Genomic DNA, 16,973 nt, shown 5'->3' with positions numbered 1-16,973 from the left:
TCCTTAAAAGCGTAAAGTCGCGTCAAACGTGACGGAGAGATTGCTCTCGCGTTTGCCGTCGTAAGGGCGTTTATCCCAGTTCAGCATCACGCCGGTATCAATGACGTTGTTCCACTGGACGCGCTGTCCGTAACCCAGCAGGGCGATGGCGCCAGCGGATTGATTTTTCTGCCAGTAGCTGCCGCCTCCCGCCACGAACTGCTGGCTCCAGAGGGTGTCGTAATGGCGGACCATTTCATGGTCAACGGCCAGGGCCGCCGTCACGGACAGATCCCGCGCCGGGTTGTAGTAGAGAGTGTCGCGCAGGCTGTTTTTACTGGCGGCGATCCCCGGCTCGAGATCCAGCGTCAGGGACGGGGTCTGCCAGAGACGCTCCTTGCCCGTGAGGGTGTATTCCTGGCGGCGGTTATGATCGGAGAAGCGGCTGAGGGCGGCGCTGAACTGGTACTCACGCCGCTCGTTTTGATACCAGCGCACTCCGCCTTCACCCCGGTTGGCGCTAATGCCGTTGCGTAACGCCCGAAGGGGCGTAGTGCGCGACAGGCGTTCCAGGCTGCCGCTGACCTGCCAGCTATCGTTCACAAAGTACGTTGTTGCGAGGCGAGCGCCCGGCTTGTTTTCGCCGTGATAGCGGTTGCTGGAAAGCTCGGCTTCGAGCTGGAGGTCGCGTGGTCGCCACTCGACGCCGCCCAAAAGGTGACGGCTGGTGCCTTTGCCTTCATCGAAATTACTCTGCGCGTAGCGGGTACCCGCAAACAGCCGCCAGCTGTCCGCTACGGGTGGGCCATAGATCGTGGCGTCCCAGCTCAGGTCGTGCGTCCCGCTGACGGGGCTATCGGAGTGCAAACCCTTGCTCGCGTTGAGGCGCAGCTCGGACATGTGGTGGACCGTCCTGAGCCTGTCGAGACGCCTGGCGCTGCGGTCGGCAGGCGCGCGGGCAAGCACGTCGTCGGCCAGTAAATCCATCTGTCGCCACTCCTGTAGATCCATTGCGACGTAAGCCTGCTGTTGCTCTAGCTCTGTATTGGACGGCTCCAGCGCCTCCGCCTTTTTCAGCGTTTGCTCGGCCGCACGCGGCAGGCCCCGCGCCTGAAGCAGGGTGGCGTAGTCAATCTGTAATCCCTGATTGCCCGGCGCCGTTGTCGCCAGACGGTGCGCCAGCGTTTCGGCTTCCGGCAGGGCATTCGTCGCCAGCAAATAGTTAAAGCGGAGCGACTGTCCGGTAAGCCATCGATCGTTCGGCTGAGGGGTTGGGGAGCCGAAATCGTAGCGGGTCCACGGGACGTTGCGGGTCTGGCGCTCAGCATATCGGCGGGCGGATTGATAATCTCCCGTATCCAGCCAGGCGTAGAAAAGCGCGTGCTCCTCGTCCTGCGGGTCGGAAGCGTATTGCGGATAGCGTTGCAGAAGCGCGAAGGCGGCGGCCGCGTTTTTCTCCTGAAGATATGCGGAGATGACCCAGCCGATTGCCCAGCCCGGCATCGGATGCTGCTCAGCCGTCAGCGCCTGATATTCACGGATGACCTGCGGGTAATCACCATGCGCATATAGCGCGCCAAGCCTGTCGATACGCGCCAGGACGACGTCTTCCGCCGCCTGCGGATCGTTTTGCCAGCGGGAAAGCAGGGCGTCGTAACGATTCAGCGCGGTTTGCGCAAGCTGCAGGCGCTCCTTTTCTGTTCTGCCGGGCACATCGGCGAGGCGAACCCGTTCGGCGGCGGCATTACGCTCAAGACGGCGACGCTCCGCGGGGGACAGCGTGACGCTTTGTGAAAGCTGCAGCGCGGGGGTGTTCACCCGGCTATCCGTTAGCGCGTCGATCAGCTCGCTGAGGAGCGCTTTATTCTCAGGTGCGATATTCAGCGCGCGCGTGTCTGCCAGAAGCCGATCCCAGCTTTTTCCCTGGCGTAACCAGACATACGAGAGCGTCTCAAGATGTGCCTGAGAAGGATTTTCCGCTACCAGCCGTTGGGCTTCCTGCAGGGCAAGCGTGTCCATGCGGGCATCGGCGAGAGTTTTTATGTAGCCGATACGATACTCGTCGTTGTCCGGCGCAAGGCTACGCGCCTCTTTCCAGCGCGCCAGGGCTGGCTGCCAGGCTTTTTTATTCCGCCAGGATTGCGCGACGGCAGCAACGCCGCGGGCGGGCAGCGGCATATAAATACCGTAACGCTGCCAGACCTGAATAACCTCGTCATCATGACCTGCCCAGGACGCAACCTGTAACCAGTCCGCAACGTGTTCTGGCGTCAGGGCATGCTGCTGCTGATAACGCTGAAGATAATCGAGAAACGGCGAGTAATTACCGTTACGCGCCTGTTGAATCTGTTGCTCATAAACGGATTCAGTCGCCTGAGCCAGAACAGGAAAGAGGAATAACAGAAACAATAATGTTGGGGCGCGATAAAAGAATAACGTATTGAAGCGAAGCGATCTTTCCATATCTATTTGCCATTTGTTTATCATGAATCCATTGCATAACACGGCCGCCTTTAAACTCAGGGTTAAAGGCCATAAATGAGAACATTAAATCTGAATGCAGTGATGTTACGGGATACTTACCTAAAGGTAATTATGGATCCTTATGTCAGTGGACTGGGTGAAAGCTAATGTACACCTGATATGTTGCCGGATAAATATGTTGAAATGGGGCTGTGTTGTTTTGAGATAATTCTGTATCGAGTGGTTTTTGGCGGTTTTATTGAAATGATTGTTTATTTGTAACTGATTGATGTATTGGTATTTTATTTATATTGTGACAGCTTTGTATATATTTTTAATGTGGTTTACCTGCCTCAATTAAAGTACTTTCTGGTGCATGTTTGGGAAGTTTCATGACAAAAACTCTTAATGTTTAGAGAAGTGACTTTTCTGCGATTGTTTTTTATTTATAATTAATGGCAGCCATTGAATGATAGTCTACAGGAAGTCTTACTCATCAATGTCTGTATTGAGGGATGTCCAAAGCCAGAATACATTTATCGTTAATATAACAGCGCTATAAAACGAAGGCGGACTTCTTTGCGAGGGATCGTGCTTGCTTTAATCTAAAAGGGATGGTTAGTGGCAACTTCAATTGTTTTAGTGACTCAGGATCGCTACCTTGTCAGAGGGATGCGGATATTTTTCCCGGATATTATCCTGCTCGACTCGATTGACAGAAACATATTTGATAACGGTGCAGATGAATATTCTGTATTGATTGATAGTCGTTCTCCGCTCCGTTTATATGATTACCTGATACGCCATCCGGCCAGAACGAAAAAAACAATCTGCTGCGTTATGCTCGATATGCGACACCGCGAGGAGAATCTGCTCAGTATGAAGTTATTTATGAACACGTCGCTGACCGCGCCGGATATGGCGTCGTTATTTAACCTGGTGCTCAATATGAAGGGCAGGCGCCTGACCACGAAGTGGCTGCTTAACTTACGGCTTAGCACGCACGAAGCGATCATGCTGCGGCTGCTGAGGGCAGGGATGCCGATGGAAGCCATTGCCGATGAGCTGAATACGTCGGTGAAAAGCCTCTATCGTAAACGAACGGCTCTCTCGGAACGCCTGGGGGCGGAGAACTTCAACGAGGCGTGTTTGTTTATCTTTAAAAACAAACTGCTGGACGCAGGTGGGAACGATCCCTGTGGTGGGGAGAAACCAAAAGCAAAAACCCGCCACGAGGGCGGGTTCTTTAAATAGTGGTGCCCGGACTCGGAATCGAACCAAGGACACGGGGATTTTCAATCCCCTGCTCTACCGACTGAGCTATCCGGGCAACGGGGCGCATTAAACCCGATCTGCCCCGTGGCGTCAACGAAAAATGTTGTTTTCGTTACAGACTGCGCAATCTCTCACCATTTCGCCGCATCCTTAAGCGAAAAAGTGCGTCCAGAGCGCGGAGAGCGGCATGGCGAGCAGCAGTGCGGGCAGCATGTTCACCACGGCAAACATCTTAATCCCACAGATGCGCAGCCCGGTCGCCAACAGCAGCAGGCCGCCGACGGCGGTAAAGTCTGCCATCATTGCCGGCGTGGTGAGCGGGAGAATCAACGTGGCGCAGGTGGCGAGCGCCAGCTGAATTAGCAGCATCGGCACGCAAATCGCGGCAACGGCAATGCCGAGCGTGGTGGCAAAAATAGTGGCCGTAAAGAAATCAAGAAACGCCTTCGCAATCAATATGCTTGGGTCGCCCGTCATCCCCTCCTGCATCGAACCGAAAATCCCGGTGCCGCTGGCGCAAAACAGAATAATGATGGCGACGTAGTTCTGAATAAACGACTCGTGCGTACCGTGTTTCGCCTTGCCGCCCGGTCGGGCAATCAGGTTTTTGGCTTTACTCACCGCGCTGTTAATGCCTTTTTCCAGATAGCAAAATTCGCCAATCAGCGCGCCGAGCAGGGTGGCCAGCACCATCACCGGCAGGTTGGCGCATTTGATCACTAAAAGAATACCGATCCCTAACGATGCCAGGCCGAATATTGAGGGCATGGAGGTGCGAATACGCTCCGGCAACCGCTGGCTCAGAACGGCGCCGAGTACGCCGCCCAGCAATACGGCGCCTGCGTTAATAAATGGCCCGATAACCAAAGTTAACTCCTGTTATTTAATCATTGATATTGCATTATTATGGCACGGCAGGGCTGCGCGGGCCTTAGCTTTGGTTGATTTCGTGCATACTGATTCCTTCTTGCACCTCAAAATAAAAGGTGACATTATTGCGCGAATTTTCTCCTCCCTGTCTCACCGCCCGGTGAGGGTAACTGCGCCTATGAAAACCATGAAAATTGCCGTCAGCCGCGAGCTGCTCTCCACTGTGTCTACGCTCCGCGAAAAGGTGACGCTGGACAGCACTGATTTTACCGATGTGGCGGCCGTCGTCATCACAACAGCTGAAAGTCGCAGCGGCATTCTTGCTCTGCTGAAACGCACGGGCTTTCATTTACCGGTGTTTATTTTCTCGCAGGAGCCAACGGACGTACCCGACGGCGCCACCGCGGTCATCTCGGGTAAAGCTCAGGAGTTTCTGGAACTGGAGAGCGCTGCCAGCCGCTACGAAGAGAACCTGCTGCCGCCTTTTTTCGACACCCTGAGCCAGTATGTGGAGATGGGCAACAGCACTTTCGCCTGTCCGGGCCACCAGCACGGGGCCTTTTTCAAAAAGCATCCGGCAGGGCGACAGTTCTATGATTTCTTCGGTGAAAACGTGTTTCGCGCCGATATGTGCAATGCCGACGTGAAGCTGGGCGATCTGCTGATCCACGAAGGGTCCGCCAAGCACGCGCAAAAGTTCGCGGCGAAAGTGTTCAACGCGGACAAAACCTACTTCGTACTGAACGGCACCTCAGCGGCCAATAAGGTGGTGACCAACGCGCTGCTGACCCGCGGCGACCTGGTGCTGTTCGATCGCAATAACCATAAGTCTAACCACCACGGGGCGCTGATCCAGGCGGGCGCCACGCCGGTTTATCTTGAGGCCGCGCGTAACCCGTTTGGCTTTATTGGCGGGATTGATGACCACTGCTTTGACGATGCCTATCTGCGGGATCTTATCCGCGAGGCGGCGCCGGAGAAGGCCGACGAGGCGCGCCCGTTCCGCCTGGCAATCATTCAGCTTGGCACCTACGACGGGACGATCTACAACGCCCGCCAGGTGATCGACAAGATCGGTCATCTCTGCGACTACATCCTCTTTGACTCCGCCTGGGTGGGTTACGAGCAGTTTATTCCGATGATGGCGGAAACGTCCCCGCTCTTGCTGGAATTGAACGAGAACGATCCGGGAATTTTCGTGACCCAGTCGGTGCATAAACAGCAGGCCGGGTTCTCGCAAACGTCGCAGATCCATAAAAAGGATAACCACATTCGCGGTCAGGCGCGTTTCTGCCCGCACAAGCGGTTGAACAACGCGTTTATGCTGCATGCCTCCACCAGCCCGTTTTATCCGCTGTTCGCAGCGCTGGATGTGAATGCCAAGATCCACGAAGGTGAAAGCGGACGCAGGCTGTGGGCGGAGTGCGTCGAGCTGGGGATTGAAGCGCGCAAGGCAATCATTGCGAATTGCCATATGATCAAACCGTTTATCCCACCGGTGGTGGCGGGCCGGCCGTGGCAGGATCATCCGACGCACGCCATCGCCAGCGAGCTGCGCTTCTTCAGCTTTGAGCCGGGGGCCAAATGGCACGGCTTTGAGGGCTATGCCCGCGAGCAGTACTTTGTCGACCCGTGCAAGCTCCTGCTGACCACGCCGGGTATCGATGCCGAAACCGGTGAGTACACGGATTTCGGGATCCCGGCGACGATTCTGGCGCACTACCTGCGCGAAAACGGCATCGTGCCGGAGAAATGCGACCTCAATTCGATCCTGTTCCTGCTGACGCCTGCCGAAAGCAGCGAGAAGCTGGCGCAGCTGGTGGCGATGCTGGGCCAGTTCGAACAGCATATTGAAGACGACACGCCGCTGGCGGACGTGCTGCCGACGATCTTCCAGAAATACCCGGTGCGCTACCGGGATTACACCCTTCGCCAGCTGTGTCAGGAGATGCACGATCTCTACGTCAGCTTTGACGTGAAGGATCTACAGAAGGCGATGTTCCGCAAGGAGAGCCTGCCGGAGGTGGTGATGAACCCGCAGGATGCGAACCGGGCCTATATTCGCGGTGACGTGGAGCTGGTTCGCATACGTGATGCCGCAGGGCGAATTGCTGCCGAAGGGGCGCTGCCCTATCCGCCGGGCGTGCTGTGCGTGGTGCCGGGTGAGGTCTGGGGCGGGGCGGTACAGCGTTACTTCCTCGCGCTGGAGGAGGGCATCAACCTGCTGCCGGGCTTCTCGCCGGAGCTGCAGGGGGTTTACAGCGAGAAGGATGCCGACGGGATTAAGCGGCTGTATGGGTATGTATTAAGGTAGCCCCCCTCACCCTAACCCTCTCCCCAAAGGGGAGAGGGGATTGTACGGGGCCGTCTTTTCACCCTCGCCCCTTTGGGGAGAGGGCCGGGGTGAGAGGGAACGTTTCATCAAACCGCACTACGCTTGTACATCCTCCTCGGATGCCCAATCTTGCCGTACAGCATCTCCACCGTCAGAAAACCCGCCTCCACGCAGTGCTCCAGATAGCGCCGGGTGGTGGTTTTGCTTAATCCGGTTTCGCTCACCACCTCATCCACGGTAAAGCAGTGCGTTGCCTTGTCGTTGAACAGCGTCTGCACCCGCGCCAGCGTATTTTCCTCAATGCCTTTACTGCCGTTGTCCAGGCGGTAGTTTTTCGCCTGGAGCTGATACAGCGAATCCACGTTCTGCTGGTCGACAATCTTCCAGACGCGCTGCTGTTCCGCAAACTGCACGAACCGCTCCAGCGACTGGCTGAGCCGCTTCCAGGAGACGGGTTTGAGGATGTAGTCGAACGCGCCGTTGCGAATCGCCTGGCTGCAGGTGTCCATATCGCTGGCGGCGGTAATAAAAATCACCGAGCAGTTGGCGCGGGCCAGCATGGGGTTATTGATAAGCGAGATGCCTTTGCCGTCCGGCAGATAGTTATCCAGCAGCATGAGCTGCGGCTGTTTGCTTTCAAGCTCTGCCTGGGCCGCAGCCAGCGACGAGGCAATGCCTACCAGCCTCAGACGCGGGTGTTTGCCTATCAGCTCCGCGTGCAGTTGCGCCAGTTCGTTCTCGTCTTCAACAATCAGTACGTCGATAAGTTCATGTTGCATAGTCGGTGTCTTCCAGTTGCCGGGCGATTCCCGTGGCCGGGATAAACAAGGAGAAAATGGCGCCGCGCGGGGTATTATCGGCAACTTCTATCGCGCCGCCAGCCTGTGTGACGTAGCTTTCGATCAGATACAGGCCAATCCCATGATCGCCGCGCGTTTTGGTGGTGATGCCGCGTTCAAAGATCCGGTCACGCATCTCCGGTGTAATGCCAACGCCCTGGTCGGCGACTTCAATAATCAGCTCCTGTTCGCTGAGCTTTATCAGCACTTCTACCGGCGCGTGGGGAAGCGGCGACCGCTGTGTTGCTTCGATGGCGTTATCCAGCAGGTTGCCAATAATCGAAATCAGCTCTTGCTCACCAAGGGGCAGGAACGGTCTGTCCAGCCGACAGCCCGGGTCGAAACACAGCTCGACGCCTTTCTCCCGCGCGCGGGCGGCTTTCCCCAGCAGCAGGCCGCACAGGGTCGGGGAACTGAAGCGCGAAGAGATAAAGTCCAGCAGCTCCTGGGCATGTTCCGACTGCGCCTGAATGTAGCCAATGGCTTCCTCATAGCGGCCCATGTGCAGCAGGCCGGAGAGGGTGGTCATCCTGTTTAACTGCTCGTGGCGCATAATGCGCAGGTTATCGACATAGCGTTTTACCTGGCTGAGCTGGGCGCTCAGCGAGTCGATCTCGTTGCGATCGCGGAAGGTGATCACCCAGCCCTGCAGCGACCCCTCAAGCATGATGTGCACCCGGCTGGCAATCACCGTGAGATCGTTAAAACGGCAAATCTCGTCATGGGTATCTTTCGCCAGCATCGTCTGCGTGTCGAAGAACGGGACCGGATCGATCACCTGGCTTATCAGCTGTCCGCGCAGCTCGCGGGCCGGCTGGCTCAGGCCCAGCAGCTTGCGCGCCGCCTGGTTGATGACTTCAATCCGCCGCCGATCGTCAATGGCAATCACCCCTTCATAGATAGATTCCATCATCGCCTTCTGCTGGCGCACCAGCAGGCCGATCTCGCGCGGCTCAAGGGAGAAGATCTGCTTCTTGATGCTGCGGGTAAAGAACCAGGAGAAGATAAAGAGAGCGATCAGCAGCAGCACGGCGGCAATCAGGATATTGACCACTTTGCTGACGGTAATGGTATCAAGGTAGCTGGTCAGATAGCCTACTGAAACAATGCCGACCACCTGTCCGGCGGCGTTGAAGATGGGAGCTTTACTGCGCAGCGAAATGCCCAGCCCGCCTTTGCGAATGGTGGTGGTGCTTTTACCCTGCAATACGGCTTCATTGTCTCCGCCAACCAGGGTTGTGCCCACTCTGTCGGCAAAGACAGAGTGAAAAAGATGCTGCCCCTTATTATCACCAATCACAATAAAGCTGGCGTCACTGTGCGCAGAAATCTTCTGCATAAAATCATGGATGGCGTTGATATTCTTTTGTTCAACTTCATTACGCAATGTCGGAATAAGCGCAATCTCTTCAGCCTGTATTTTGGCACGCGTACTCATTTCCTGATAAAGCTGTTTTCCGACGTCGGCATAATAATATCCGCCCAGCAGCGCGAAAAGCACCGAGAAAAAGGCAACCAGCGAAATAAACAGCTTAATCTGGAAAGAAACTTTCATAACTATCACGCGAGGTAGCAGCAAAGATCGCCAATATATCATCTTTTTTCGCGCTGACGCCCGCTTTGCCGAAAACTTGTGATCCCTTGCACAGCGGGCGCTGTAAAAGCGTTATGCTGAAGGCTAACGTGCTTCGGGCTTCCCGAATAAATGTTATTTGTTTGTTCAATTCGGAAAAGAAACCATAAAAACCACGGCAATAAATAAGGTATAAATCACATTAAATAAAAGAAACCATTAAAACCATAGCTGCCATTAAAACTTCGCTTTTAATATGCCATCCCTCACATAAAGTAAGCCTTTGTGACTCTAAGCTGAACGCACAAAATAACCAAGGGGCTTATTATGAGCACAACTGACGATTCTTTCTCTGTTACCCACGACCCGATTGAAATTCAGCGGCCTTCGCTCAAAGAGCGCTGGTGGCATATTATGGATACCTGGAAAGTTGGGATTATTCCTCTGCCGCTGTTCGTTCTGGCGGGCGCGCTGATTGCGATTGATTGCCTGGGCGGAAAACTGCCGAGCGATATCGTGGTCATGGTGGCAACGCTGGCTTTCTTCGGCTTTGCCTGCGGCGAGTTTGGCAAACGCCTGCCGATTGTCGGCAAGCTCGGCGCGGCGGCGATTTGCGCCACCTTTATCCCTTCCGCGCTGGTCTACTATGGCCTGCTGCCGGACGTGGTGGTCGAGTCCACCACCAAGTTCTACAAATCCACCAACATTCTCTATCTCTACATCTGCTGCATTATCGTCGGCAGCATCATGAGCATGAACCGCACTGTGCTGATTCAGGGCTTCCTGCGCATCTTCTTCCCGATGCTGTGCGGTGAAATCGTCGGCATGCTGGTGGGGATGGGCGTGGGCCTGGCGCTGGGTCTTGAGCCATTCCAGATCTTCTTCTTTATCATTCTGCCGATTATGGCGGGCGGCGTCGGGGAAGGGGCAATCCCGCTTTCCATCGGCTATGCCACCCTGCTGCACATGGACCAGGGCGTGGCGCTCGGCCGCGTGCTGCCGATGGTAATGCTCGGCGGTCTGACGGCAATCATCATCTCCGGCTGCCTGAACCAGCTCGGTAAACGCTTCCCGCACCTGACTGGTGAAGGTCAGCTGATGCCTAACCGTGCGAATGCCGATGCCACCGTCTCTCAGCCTGCATTTTCCGGCAAAGCGGACGTCACCACTATCGCCTCCGGCGCGCTGCTGGCGGTGCTGCTCTACATGCTGGGCATGCTCGGCCACAAGCTGATTGGCCTGCCTGCACCGGTCGGCATGCTGTTTATGGCGGTCCTGGTGAAGCTCTGCAACGGCGCCTCTCCGCGCCTGCTGGAGGGCTCTCAGGTGGTGTACAAATTCTTCCAGACCTCCGTGACCTACCCAATCCTCTTCGCCGTCGGCGTAGCTATCACCCCTTGGCATGAACTGGTGGCGGCGTTCACCGTCAGCAACCTGCTGGTGATTGTCAGCACCGTTTCCGCACTGGTGGCGACCGGCTTCTTCGTCGGCAAAAAGATTGGTATGCACCCGATTGATGTCGCCATCGTCTCCTGCTGCCAGAGCGGCCAGGGCGGTACCGGCGACGTGGCGATCCTGACCGCAGGCAACCGTATGAGCCTGATGCCGTTCGCCCAGATTGCTACCCGTATCGGCGGGGCGATTAACGTCTCTGTCTCACTGCTGATTCTGGGCAACTTCCTCGTTTAAGTTTTCAGGAAAGAACAATGAAACTCGCAAGCTTTTTATACCAGGGAAAACGCAGCTACGGCATCGTCCAGGCCGATGGCGTGATTGATTTAGGCCGCCGTCTCGGCGACCGCTACAGCGACCTCAAGGCGCTGCTGCAGGGCAACGGGCTGGCGCAGGCCACCCGCTACCTGAACGATGCCGTGGACGTGCCGATGAGCGCCATCACCTTCTTACCGGTGATTGAGCACCCGGAAAAAATCCTCTGCGTGGGCATGAACTATGCCGACAAGCGCAAGGAGTTTGACCAGCATAACCCGGCCCCGACGCTGTTTGTCCGCTTCCCGGATTCACAGACCGGCCACAACGAGCCGGTGCTGAAGCCGCGCCATTCAAGTGAATTCGACTATGAAGGCGAGCTGGCGGTGATCATCGGCAAAGGTGGGGAGAACATCAGCCGCGACGACGCCCTGCGCCACGTGGCTGGCTACAGCTGCTACATGGACGGCTCCGCCCGCGACTGGCAGCACACCTGGTTTACCGCCGGTAAAAACTGGCGCAAAACCGGCGCGTTTGGGCCGTGGATGGCGACGGCGGACGAGATCCCTGATCCGCACCAGCTTGCGATCCGCACCTGGCTGAACGGCCGCATGGTGCAGGAAGACAACACCAGCAGCATGATCCACAAGGTGGCGGAGCTGATCGAGTACATCAGCACCTTTACCCGCCTCAGTCCGGGCGACGTGATCATCACCGGATCCCCAGGCGGAGTGGGTAAAAAGCGCAATCCGCCGCTGTTTATGAAGGAAGGGGATCGCATTGAGGTGGAGATCGAGCATATCGGTCATCTGAGCAACGTGATCGTGGAAGCGCCAGCCGTCGGGCTTGCGGCAGCACATTAAGAAAGACGGCATGAACAGTCAACCCATCGATTTTCGCCACACGCTGGTGGCGAAACACCCGGAACGCTTAAGCCAGATCCGCTACCTGCTGGCAGACAGCGGCCTTGGCCTGGACAACGACATCACGCTGTTTGTCGAAGCCTGGTCCGGCTCGCAGCTGGTGGGTTGCGCAGGGCTTGCTGCCAACGTCATCAAATGCGTGGCGGTCAACGAGCAGCTTCGCGGCGAGAACCTCAGCGCGCGGCTGCTGGCAGAGGTGGAAAATGCGGCGCTGGAGTGCGGCCATTTTCACCTCTTCCTCTGCACCCGTCCGTGCAACCGGGAGCGCTTTGCCCGCAGCGGCTTCTGGCCGATTGCCCAGAGCGGAAACAACGCGGTGCTGATGGAGAACACCCCGCAGGGGATCGAACGCTACTGCCGTTCCCTGCGCGCGAAGCGCAAGTGCGGGGAGAACGTTGGCGCGATAGTGATGAACGCCAATCCGTTCACCCTCGGCCACCGCCATCTGGTGGAGCAGGCGGCGCAGCGGTGCGATGCCCTGCACCTGTTCGTGGTGCGTGAAGACGCCTCGTTCTTCCCGTTCAGCGCGCGCCTCGAGATGGTGCGCGCGGGCGTAGCGCATCTGCCGAACGTGTTGGTGCATGAAGGCTCGCAGTACATCATCTCCCGCGCCACCTTCCCGGCCTACTTCCTGAAGGAGACCGGCAAAGTGCAGCAGGCGTGGAGCGAGATCGACGTGCTGATCTTCCGGGACTTCATCGCCCCGGCGCTGGGCATTACGCACCGCTTCATCGGCTCGGAGCCGTTCTGCGATATCACCCGCCAGTACAACCAGACGCTGCACGACCTGCTGGCCTCGCATATCGAGGTGGTGGAAATGCCGCGCATCAAGGCCACCGGCAACGCTATTTCAGCGTCCGAAGTGCGCCGCTTACTGAAGACACAGCAGTTTTCCCGGATCCGGGAGATTGTCCCGGACTCCACCTTCGCGCATCTCGAAACGCATTACCGTGCGAGTGCGGAAGTCGCTTAACTACCAGGAATTTATCATGAAAATTGTAAGGGAGGCGCTGGCCGGAACGCAGGAGTCCAGCGACCTGATGGTGAAAATCGCTCCCGCTCACGGCGAGCTGGAGATAGTCATCCACAGTGAAGTGATTAAGCAGTTTGGCGAGCAAATTCGCCAGGTGGTCAACGACACGTTGCGCGCCATGAACGTGCACCAGGGATTAATCATTATTGAAGACAAAGGGGCGCTGGACTGTGTGATCCGCGCCCGCCTGCAAAGCGCGCTGATGCGTGCCGCCGATGAACAGGCCATCAACTGGGGGGCGCTGAAATGAGCAAACTCCGCCGCAGCATGCTGTTCCTGCCGGGCGCTAACGCCGCCATGCTTTCCACCGCCTTTATCTACCGTCCCGACTCCATCATGTTTGACCTTGAGGACGCCGTCGCCCTGCGCGAGAAGGATACCGCGCGCATGCTGGTGTTCCACGCCCTGCAGCACCCGATGTATCAGGATATCGAAACCGTAGTGCGTATTAACCCGCTCAGCACGCCATTTGGCCTGCTGGATCTGGAAGCCGCCGTGCGGGCCGGCGTGGACGTGATCCGCCTGCCGAAAACCGACACGCCGGACGATATCTACGAGCTGGAAAGCCATCTCGAGCGTATCGAGCAGGAGTGCGGCCGCGAGGTTGGCTCCACCCGCGTGATGGCGGCGATTGAATCGGCCATTGGCGTCATCAACGCCGTGGCGATTGCCCGCAGCTCTCCGCGCCTCATCGGGATTGCGCTGGCCGCCTTTGACTACGTGATGGACATGCAGACCGAGCGCGGCGACGGCACCGAGCTGTTCTACGCCCGCTGCGCCGTGCTGCACGCCGCCCGCGCGGCGGGCATCGACGCCTTCGACGTGGTGTGGTCAGACGTTAACGACGAGGCCGGGTTCCTGCGCGAGGTCGATCTGATCCGCAAGATGGGCTTTAACGGCAAATCGCTGATTAACCCGCGCCAGATTGACCTGCTGCACAACGCCTACGCCCCGACGCAGGAAGAGGTGGATCACGCCAAAAGGGTGATTGAGGCGGCAGAAGAGGGCGAGCGTAACGGCCTGGGCGTGGTGTCGCTCAACGGCAAAATGGTGGATGCACCGATTATTAACCACGCGCAGGTGGTGCTGGAGCGCGCGGCGGCCTCCGGCGTGCGTCGGTAAGGATAAAATAATGAATCAGACAGAACTTCTTCACGTGAATTTTCCCCATCTGCGGGACTTAAAACCCTTTGATACCGCCCACAGCGCCACGCCGTGGCTGGCGGACAGCGACGCGAAGCACAGCCGCAAGCTCTGCGCCTCTGTTGAAGAGGCGGTTAAGCGTTGCGGCCTGCAGGACGGGATGACCATCTCCTTCCACCACGCGTTTCGCGAAGGCGACCGGGTGATCAACACCGTCGTGGCGCTGCTTTCGCGAATGGGCTTCAAAAACCTGACGCTGGCCTCCAGCTCGCTAATGACCTGCAACGACGCGCTGATCGAGCATATTGAAAGCGGCGTCATCACCCGGATTTACACCTCGGGCATGCGCGGCAGGCTGGCGGACGCCATCTCCCACGGACTGATGGACGAGCCGGTGCAAATACACTCCCACGGCGGGCGCGTGAAGCTGCTTCAGGACGGCGAGCTGAGTATCGACGTAGCGTTCCTCGGCGTGCCGTGCAGCGATGAGTTTGGCAACGCCAACGGCACGCACGGTAAATCGTGCTGCGGGTCCCTGGGCTACGCCATGGTGGACGCGCACTTTGCCCGTAAAGTAGTGCTGCTGACTGAAGAACTGGTGCCGTTTCCGAATATGCCCGCCAGCCTGGTTCAGGACCAGGTGGACTACATCGTGCAGGTTGAAAGCGTGGGCGACCCGGCGAAAATCAGCGTCGGCGCTGCGCGCGTCACCAGCAACCCGCGCGAGCTGATGATCGCCCGCTATGCGGCGGACGTCATTGAACACTCCGGCTACTTCAAACCGGGCTTCTCGATGCAGACCGGCTCCGGCGCGGCGGCGACCGCCTGCACGCGCTTTATGGAAGAGAAGATGGAGCGCAGCGGCGTGAAGGCGCGCTTTGCGCTCGGCGGCATCACCGGCAGCCTGGTGGATTTACACGAGAAGGGACTCATCGAAAAGCTGCTCGATACCCAGTGCTTTGACGGCCAGGCGGCGGCCTCGCTGGCGCGCAACCCGAACCACGTGGAGATCTCCACCAACGTCTACGCCAACCCTGGCAGCAAGGCGGCAAGCTGCGACCAGCTCGACGTGGTGATCCTCAGCGCGCTGGAAATCGACGTTGATTTCAACGTCAACGTTATCACCGGCTCCGACGGGGTGATGCGCGGGGCGTCCGGCGGGCACTGCGACGTGGCCGCCGCGGCAAACCTGACCATCGTCGTCGCGCCGCTGCTGCGCAGCCGCATTCCAACGGTAGTGAAGCGCGTCACCACGCGCCTCACGCCGGGCGAAAGCATCGATGTGCTGGTCACCGACCACGGCATTGCGGTCAACCCGGCGCGCCCGGAGATCCGTGAGCGGCTGCTGGAAGCCGGGCTCAAAGTTGTGGATATCAGCGCGCTTTACGAGCGGGCGATTTCCCTGACGGGCGTACCGAAACCAATTGAATTTACCGACAAAATCGTCGGGGTGATCCGCTACCGCGACGGCAGCGTGATCGACACCGTGCGACAGGTAAAGGAGTAGTTATGACAATAGCGACACCCGTGCGTGCGGGTGTCAGCCTGGACGAACTGCTGGCGGCGAAAGAGCGCCGCGCAGCGCGCCAGGCTGACATGCTTGAGCACTATCAACAACCGGTGATTTCCCTCACGCTGGTCACCCCAGGGGTAATCAAAGACAGCCTGCGGTATCGCAATACCATGGGCGTGGCGCTGCAAATGTGCGACCAGCTGCTGTGGGAAAACCGCTGGCCGGTGCTGGACCGCCAGGTGCTGTGGCTCCCTACCGGGCCAGAAGCCCTGTGGTGCGTGGCCCATCCTGCGGTGGAAATCAAAGCACACTGCGCGGAGCTGGAGCAGACGCACCCGCTCGGCAGGCTGTGGGATCTGGACGTGATCTGCCCTCAGCACGGCCACGTCGGGCGTCAGTCGCTGGGGGCGAATCTCAGACGCTGCCTGATCTGCGACGAACCCGCTCATGCCTGTTCCCGTTCGCGCAATCACCCCCTTGAGCAGGTGGTTTCCCGCGTGGAGAAGACGATCGATGACTGGTTTGCTCGCGACTAAACCGCGCCCGGTTGACGTGCCCGCGCTTGCCGAGGCGGCGCTATGGCAGGAGCTGGAGCTGACGCCCAAGCCGGGGCTGGTGGACAAGCTCAATAACGGTTCCCATCGCGATATGGATCACGCGCTGTTCGTCCGCAGCATTGCGGCGATAACGCCGTGGTTTTCGCGCTTTGCCGAACTCGGTAACGCGCATGCGGATAAATCCGCTGACGCACAGCTCCGCATTATCCGCCCGATGGGGATGGCCTGCGAGCAGGCGATGTACGCCGCGACGAACGGAGTGAACACCCACAAGGGCGGGATTTTTGCCCTGGGTTTACTGTGCTTCGCTGCCGGACGTGTGAAAAATATCTCCGCAGACAGCCTCTGCTGTGAGGTGAGTAACATCTGCAGCGGGCTGGTGTCGCGGGAGCTGGCCGCGCGCAGCGGACAGGCGACGGCGGGCGAGCGGCAGTTTCATCTGTACGGCTTAACCGGCGCGCGCGGTGAGGCGGAAAGCGGCTTTGCGACGGCGCGTAGGGCGCTGGCGCAGTGGAGCGGACAGTCGCTTCACGGCCTGCTGTTGCGCCTGATGGCGGTTAATCAGGACAGTAATCTCGTCTCGCGCGGCGGCATTGAAGGGCTGCGCTACGTTCAGGGCTACGCGCGGGAATTACTGGCTAACGGCTGGGATCGCGAGGCGCTGCTTAAGATGGATAAGGCATTGATTGAACGCAATCTGAGCCCGGGCGGCAGCGCGGATTTACTGTCAGTGGGGTGGGTGCTCTCTGCAATAAAATAGCCG

14 protein-coding genes and 1 tRNA gene are annotated in these 16,973 nt (G+C 58.1%); 10 read left to right on the top strand and 5 right to left on the bottom strand.

Annotated elements, in window-relative coordinates; genetic code table 11:
* Nucleotides 1–3: 3 nt before the first annotated feature.
* Nucleotides 4–2,442, bottom strand: coding sequence for a poly-beta-1,6 N-acetyl-D-glucosamine export porin PgaA (pgaA, locus tag EnteroDNA1_RS10400; protein ID WP_069303297.1), 2,439 nt, complete (start codon nucleotides 2,440–2,442; stop codon nucleotides 4–6).
* 672 nt (nucleotides 2,443–3,114) lie between these two features.
* Between pgaA and EnteroDNA1_RS10395 the strand changes: the two genes are divergently transcribed.
* A complete protein-coding gene (locus EnteroDNA1_RS10395; protein WP_069303296.1) occupies nucleotides 3,115–3,696 on the top strand; it encodes a helix-turn-helix transcriptional regulator in 582 nt (193 codons plus the stop codon).
* On the opposite strand, the gene EnteroDNA1_RS10390 is transcribed toward EnteroDNA1_RS10395, so the two are convergent.
* Together EnteroDNA1_RS10390 and EnteroDNA1_RS10385 are read right to left on the bottom strand one after the other, a co-directional pair.
* Nucleotides 3,697–3,772, bottom strand: a tRNA-Phe gene (locus tag EnteroDNA1_RS10390). It lies immediately after the preceding gene.
* A 95-nt stretch (nucleotides 3,773–3,867) separates the two neighbouring features.
* On the bottom strand, nucleotides 3,868–4,584 hold the full coding sequence (locus EnteroDNA1_RS10385; protein WP_029740735.1) for a DUF554 domain-containing protein: 717 nt from the start codon (nucleotides 4,582–4,584) through the stop codon (nucleotides 3,868–3,870).
* A 181-nt stretch (nucleotides 4,585–4,765) separates the two neighbouring features.
* Between EnteroDNA1_RS10385 and EnteroDNA1_RS10380 the strand changes: the two genes are divergently transcribed.
* The gene (locus EnteroDNA1_RS10380) at nucleotides 4,766–6,901 is read left to right on the top strand and encodes an ornithine decarboxylase (RefSeq protein WP_069303295.1); all 2,136 of its coding nucleotides are present in this window, start codon (nucleotides 4,766–4,768) and stop codon (nucleotides 6,899–6,901) included.
* 107 nt (nucleotides 6,902–7,008) lie between these two features.
* On the opposite strand, the gene EnteroDNA1_RS10375 is transcribed toward EnteroDNA1_RS10380, so the two are convergent.
* A complete protein-coding gene (locus EnteroDNA1_RS10375; RefSeq protein WP_023309148.1) occupies nucleotides 7,009–7,701 on the bottom strand; it encodes a response regulator in 693 nt (230 codons plus the stop codon).
* The gene (locus EnteroDNA1_RS10370) at nucleotides 7,691–9,316 is read right to left on the bottom strand and encodes an ATP-binding protein (RefSeq protein WP_047060407.1); all 1,626 of its coding nucleotides are present in this window, start codon (nucleotides 9,314–9,316) and stop codon (nucleotides 7,691–7,693) included. Before EnteroDNA1_RS10370 ends, EnteroDNA1_RS10375 begins: the two co-directional genes overlap by 11 nt.
* A 345-nt stretch (nucleotides 9,317–9,661) precedes the next feature.
* Here EnteroDNA1_RS10370 and EnteroDNA1_RS10365 point away from each other — a divergent pair, with 345 nt between their 5' ends.
* Genes EnteroDNA1_RS10365 through citG form a run of 8 tightly spaced genes read left to right on the top strand, consistent with a single transcriptional unit; the run spans nucleotide 9,662 to nucleotide 16,970 of the window.
* A complete protein-coding gene (locus EnteroDNA1_RS10365; protein ID WP_029740738.1) occupies nucleotides 9,662–11,023 on the top strand; it encodes a 2-hydroxycarboxylate transporter family protein in 1,362 nt (453 codons plus the stop codon).
* A 17-nt stretch (nucleotides 11,024–11,040) separates the two neighbouring features.
* Nucleotides 11,041–11,904 carry a fumarylacetoacetate hydrolase family protein gene (locus tag EnteroDNA1_RS10360; protein WP_069303294.1) on the top strand — a complete coding sequence of 288 codons (864 nt, stop codon included), beginning with the start codon at nucleotides 11,041–11,043 and terminating at the stop codon, nucleotides 11,902–11,904.
* 10 nt (nucleotides 11,905–11,914) lie between these two features.
* Nucleotides 11,915–12,937, top strand: coding sequence for a [citrate (pro-3S)-lyase] ligase (citC, locus tag EnteroDNA1_RS10355; RefSeq protein WP_033146620.1), 1,023 nt, complete (start codon nucleotides 11,915–11,917; stop codon nucleotides 12,935–12,937).
* A gap of 16 nt (nucleotides 12,938–12,953) precedes the next feature.
* Nucleotides 12,954–13,247 (top strand): citrate lyase acyl carrier protein, encoded by a 294-nt coding sequence (citD, locus tag EnteroDNA1_RS10350; RefSeq protein ID WP_008499773.1) that lies wholly within the window; start codon nucleotides 12,954–12,956, stop codon nucleotides 13,245–13,247.
* Nucleotides 13,244–14,119 (top strand): citrate (pro-3S)-lyase subunit beta, encoded by an 876-nt coding sequence (citE, locus tag EnteroDNA1_RS10345; RefSeq protein ID WP_069303293.1) that lies wholly within the window; start codon nucleotides 13,244–13,246, stop codon nucleotides 14,117–14,119. The genes citD and citE overlap by 4 nt, the downstream gene beginning before the upstream one ends.
* A 10-nt stretch (nucleotides 14,120–14,129) precedes the next feature.
* Complete coding sequence (citF, locus tag EnteroDNA1_RS10340) at nucleotides 14,130–15,647, top strand: citrate lyase subunit alpha (protein WP_069303292.1); 1,518 nt, start codon at nucleotides 14,130–14,132, stop codon at nucleotides 15,645–15,647.
* Between the two features lie 2 nt (nucleotides 15,648–15,649).
* The gene (gene citX / locus EnteroDNA1_RS10335; RefSeq protein WP_069303291.1) at nucleotides 15,650–16,189 is read left to right on the top strand and encodes a citrate lyase holo-[acyl-carrier protein] synthase; all 540 of its coding nucleotides are present in this window, start codon (nucleotides 15,650–15,652) and stop codon (nucleotides 16,187–16,189) included.
* Nucleotides 16,167–16,970 (top strand): triphosphoribosyl-dephospho-CoA synthase CitG, encoded by an 804-nt coding sequence (citG, locus tag EnteroDNA1_RS10330; RefSeq protein ID WP_069303290.1) that lies wholly within the window; start codon nucleotides 16,167–16,169, stop codon nucleotides 16,968–16,970. Before citX ends, citG begins: the two co-directional genes overlap by 23 nt.
* Nucleotides 16,971–16,973 lie beyond the last annotated feature (3 nt).

The sequence above is a fragment of the Enterobacter sp. HK169 genome, from assembly GCF_001719105.1.
In the GTDB taxonomy this organism is placed as follows: domain Bacteria; phylum Pseudomonadota; class Gammaproteobacteria; order Enterobacterales; family Enterobacteriaceae; genus Enterobacter; species Enterobacter asburiae_B.
The sequence above is the reverse complement of the archived record's forward strand: the minus strand, read 5'-3'. Positions and strand labels throughout refer to the sequence as shown.

Excerpts from the sequence above, each read along its gene's own strand:
- pgaA (WP_069303297.1), bottom strand. The coding sequence starts at position 2,442 with ATGGAAAGATCGCTTCGCTTCAATACGTTATTCTTTTATCGCGCCCCA.
- EnteroDNA1_RS10395 (WP_069303296.1), top strand. The coding sequence starts at position 3,115 with ATGCGGATATTTTTCCCGGATATTATCCTGCTCGACTCGATTGACAGA.
- EnteroDNA1_RS10380 (WP_069303295.1), top strand. The coding sequence starts at position 4,766 with ATGAAAACCATGAAAATTGCCGTCAGCCGCGAGCTGCTCTCCACTGTG.
- EnteroDNA1_RS10375 (WP_023309148.1), bottom strand. The coding sequence starts at position 7,701 with ATGCAACATGAACTTATCGACGTACTGATTGTTGAAGACGAGAACGAA.
- EnteroDNA1_RS10370 (WP_047060407.1), bottom strand. The coding sequence starts at position 9,316 with ATGAAAGTTTCTTTCCAGATTAAGCTGTTTATTTCGCTGGTTGCCTTT.
- EnteroDNA1_RS10365 (WP_029740738.1), top strand. The coding sequence starts at position 9,662 with ATGAGCACAACTGACGATTCTTTCTCTGTTACCCACGACCCGATTGAA.
- EnteroDNA1_RS10360 (WP_069303294.1), top strand. The coding sequence starts at position 11,041 with ATGAAACTCGCAAGCTTTTTATACCAGGGAAAACGCAGCTACGGCATC.
- citC (WP_033146620.1), top strand. The coding sequence starts at position 11,915 with ATGAACAGTCAACCCATCGATTTTCGCCACACGCTGGTGGCGAAACAC.
- citD (WP_008499773.1), top strand. The coding sequence starts at position 12,954 with ATGAAAATTGTAAGGGAGGCGCTGGCCGGAACGCAGGAGTCCAGCGAC.
- citE (WP_069303293.1), top strand. The coding sequence starts at position 13,244 with ATGAGCAAACTCCGCCGCAGCATGCTGTTCCTGCCGGGCGCTAACGCC.
- citF (WP_069303292.1), top strand. The coding sequence starts at position 14,130 with ATGAATCAGACAGAACTTCTTCACGTGAATTTTCCCCATCTGCGGGAC.
- citX (WP_069303291.1), top strand. The coding sequence starts at position 15,650 with ATGACAATAGCGACACCCGTGCGTGCGGGTGTCAGCCTGGACGAACTG.
- citG (WP_069303290.1), top strand. The coding sequence starts at position 16,167 with ATGACTGGTTTGCTCGCGACTAAACCGCGCCCGGTTGACGTGCCCGCG.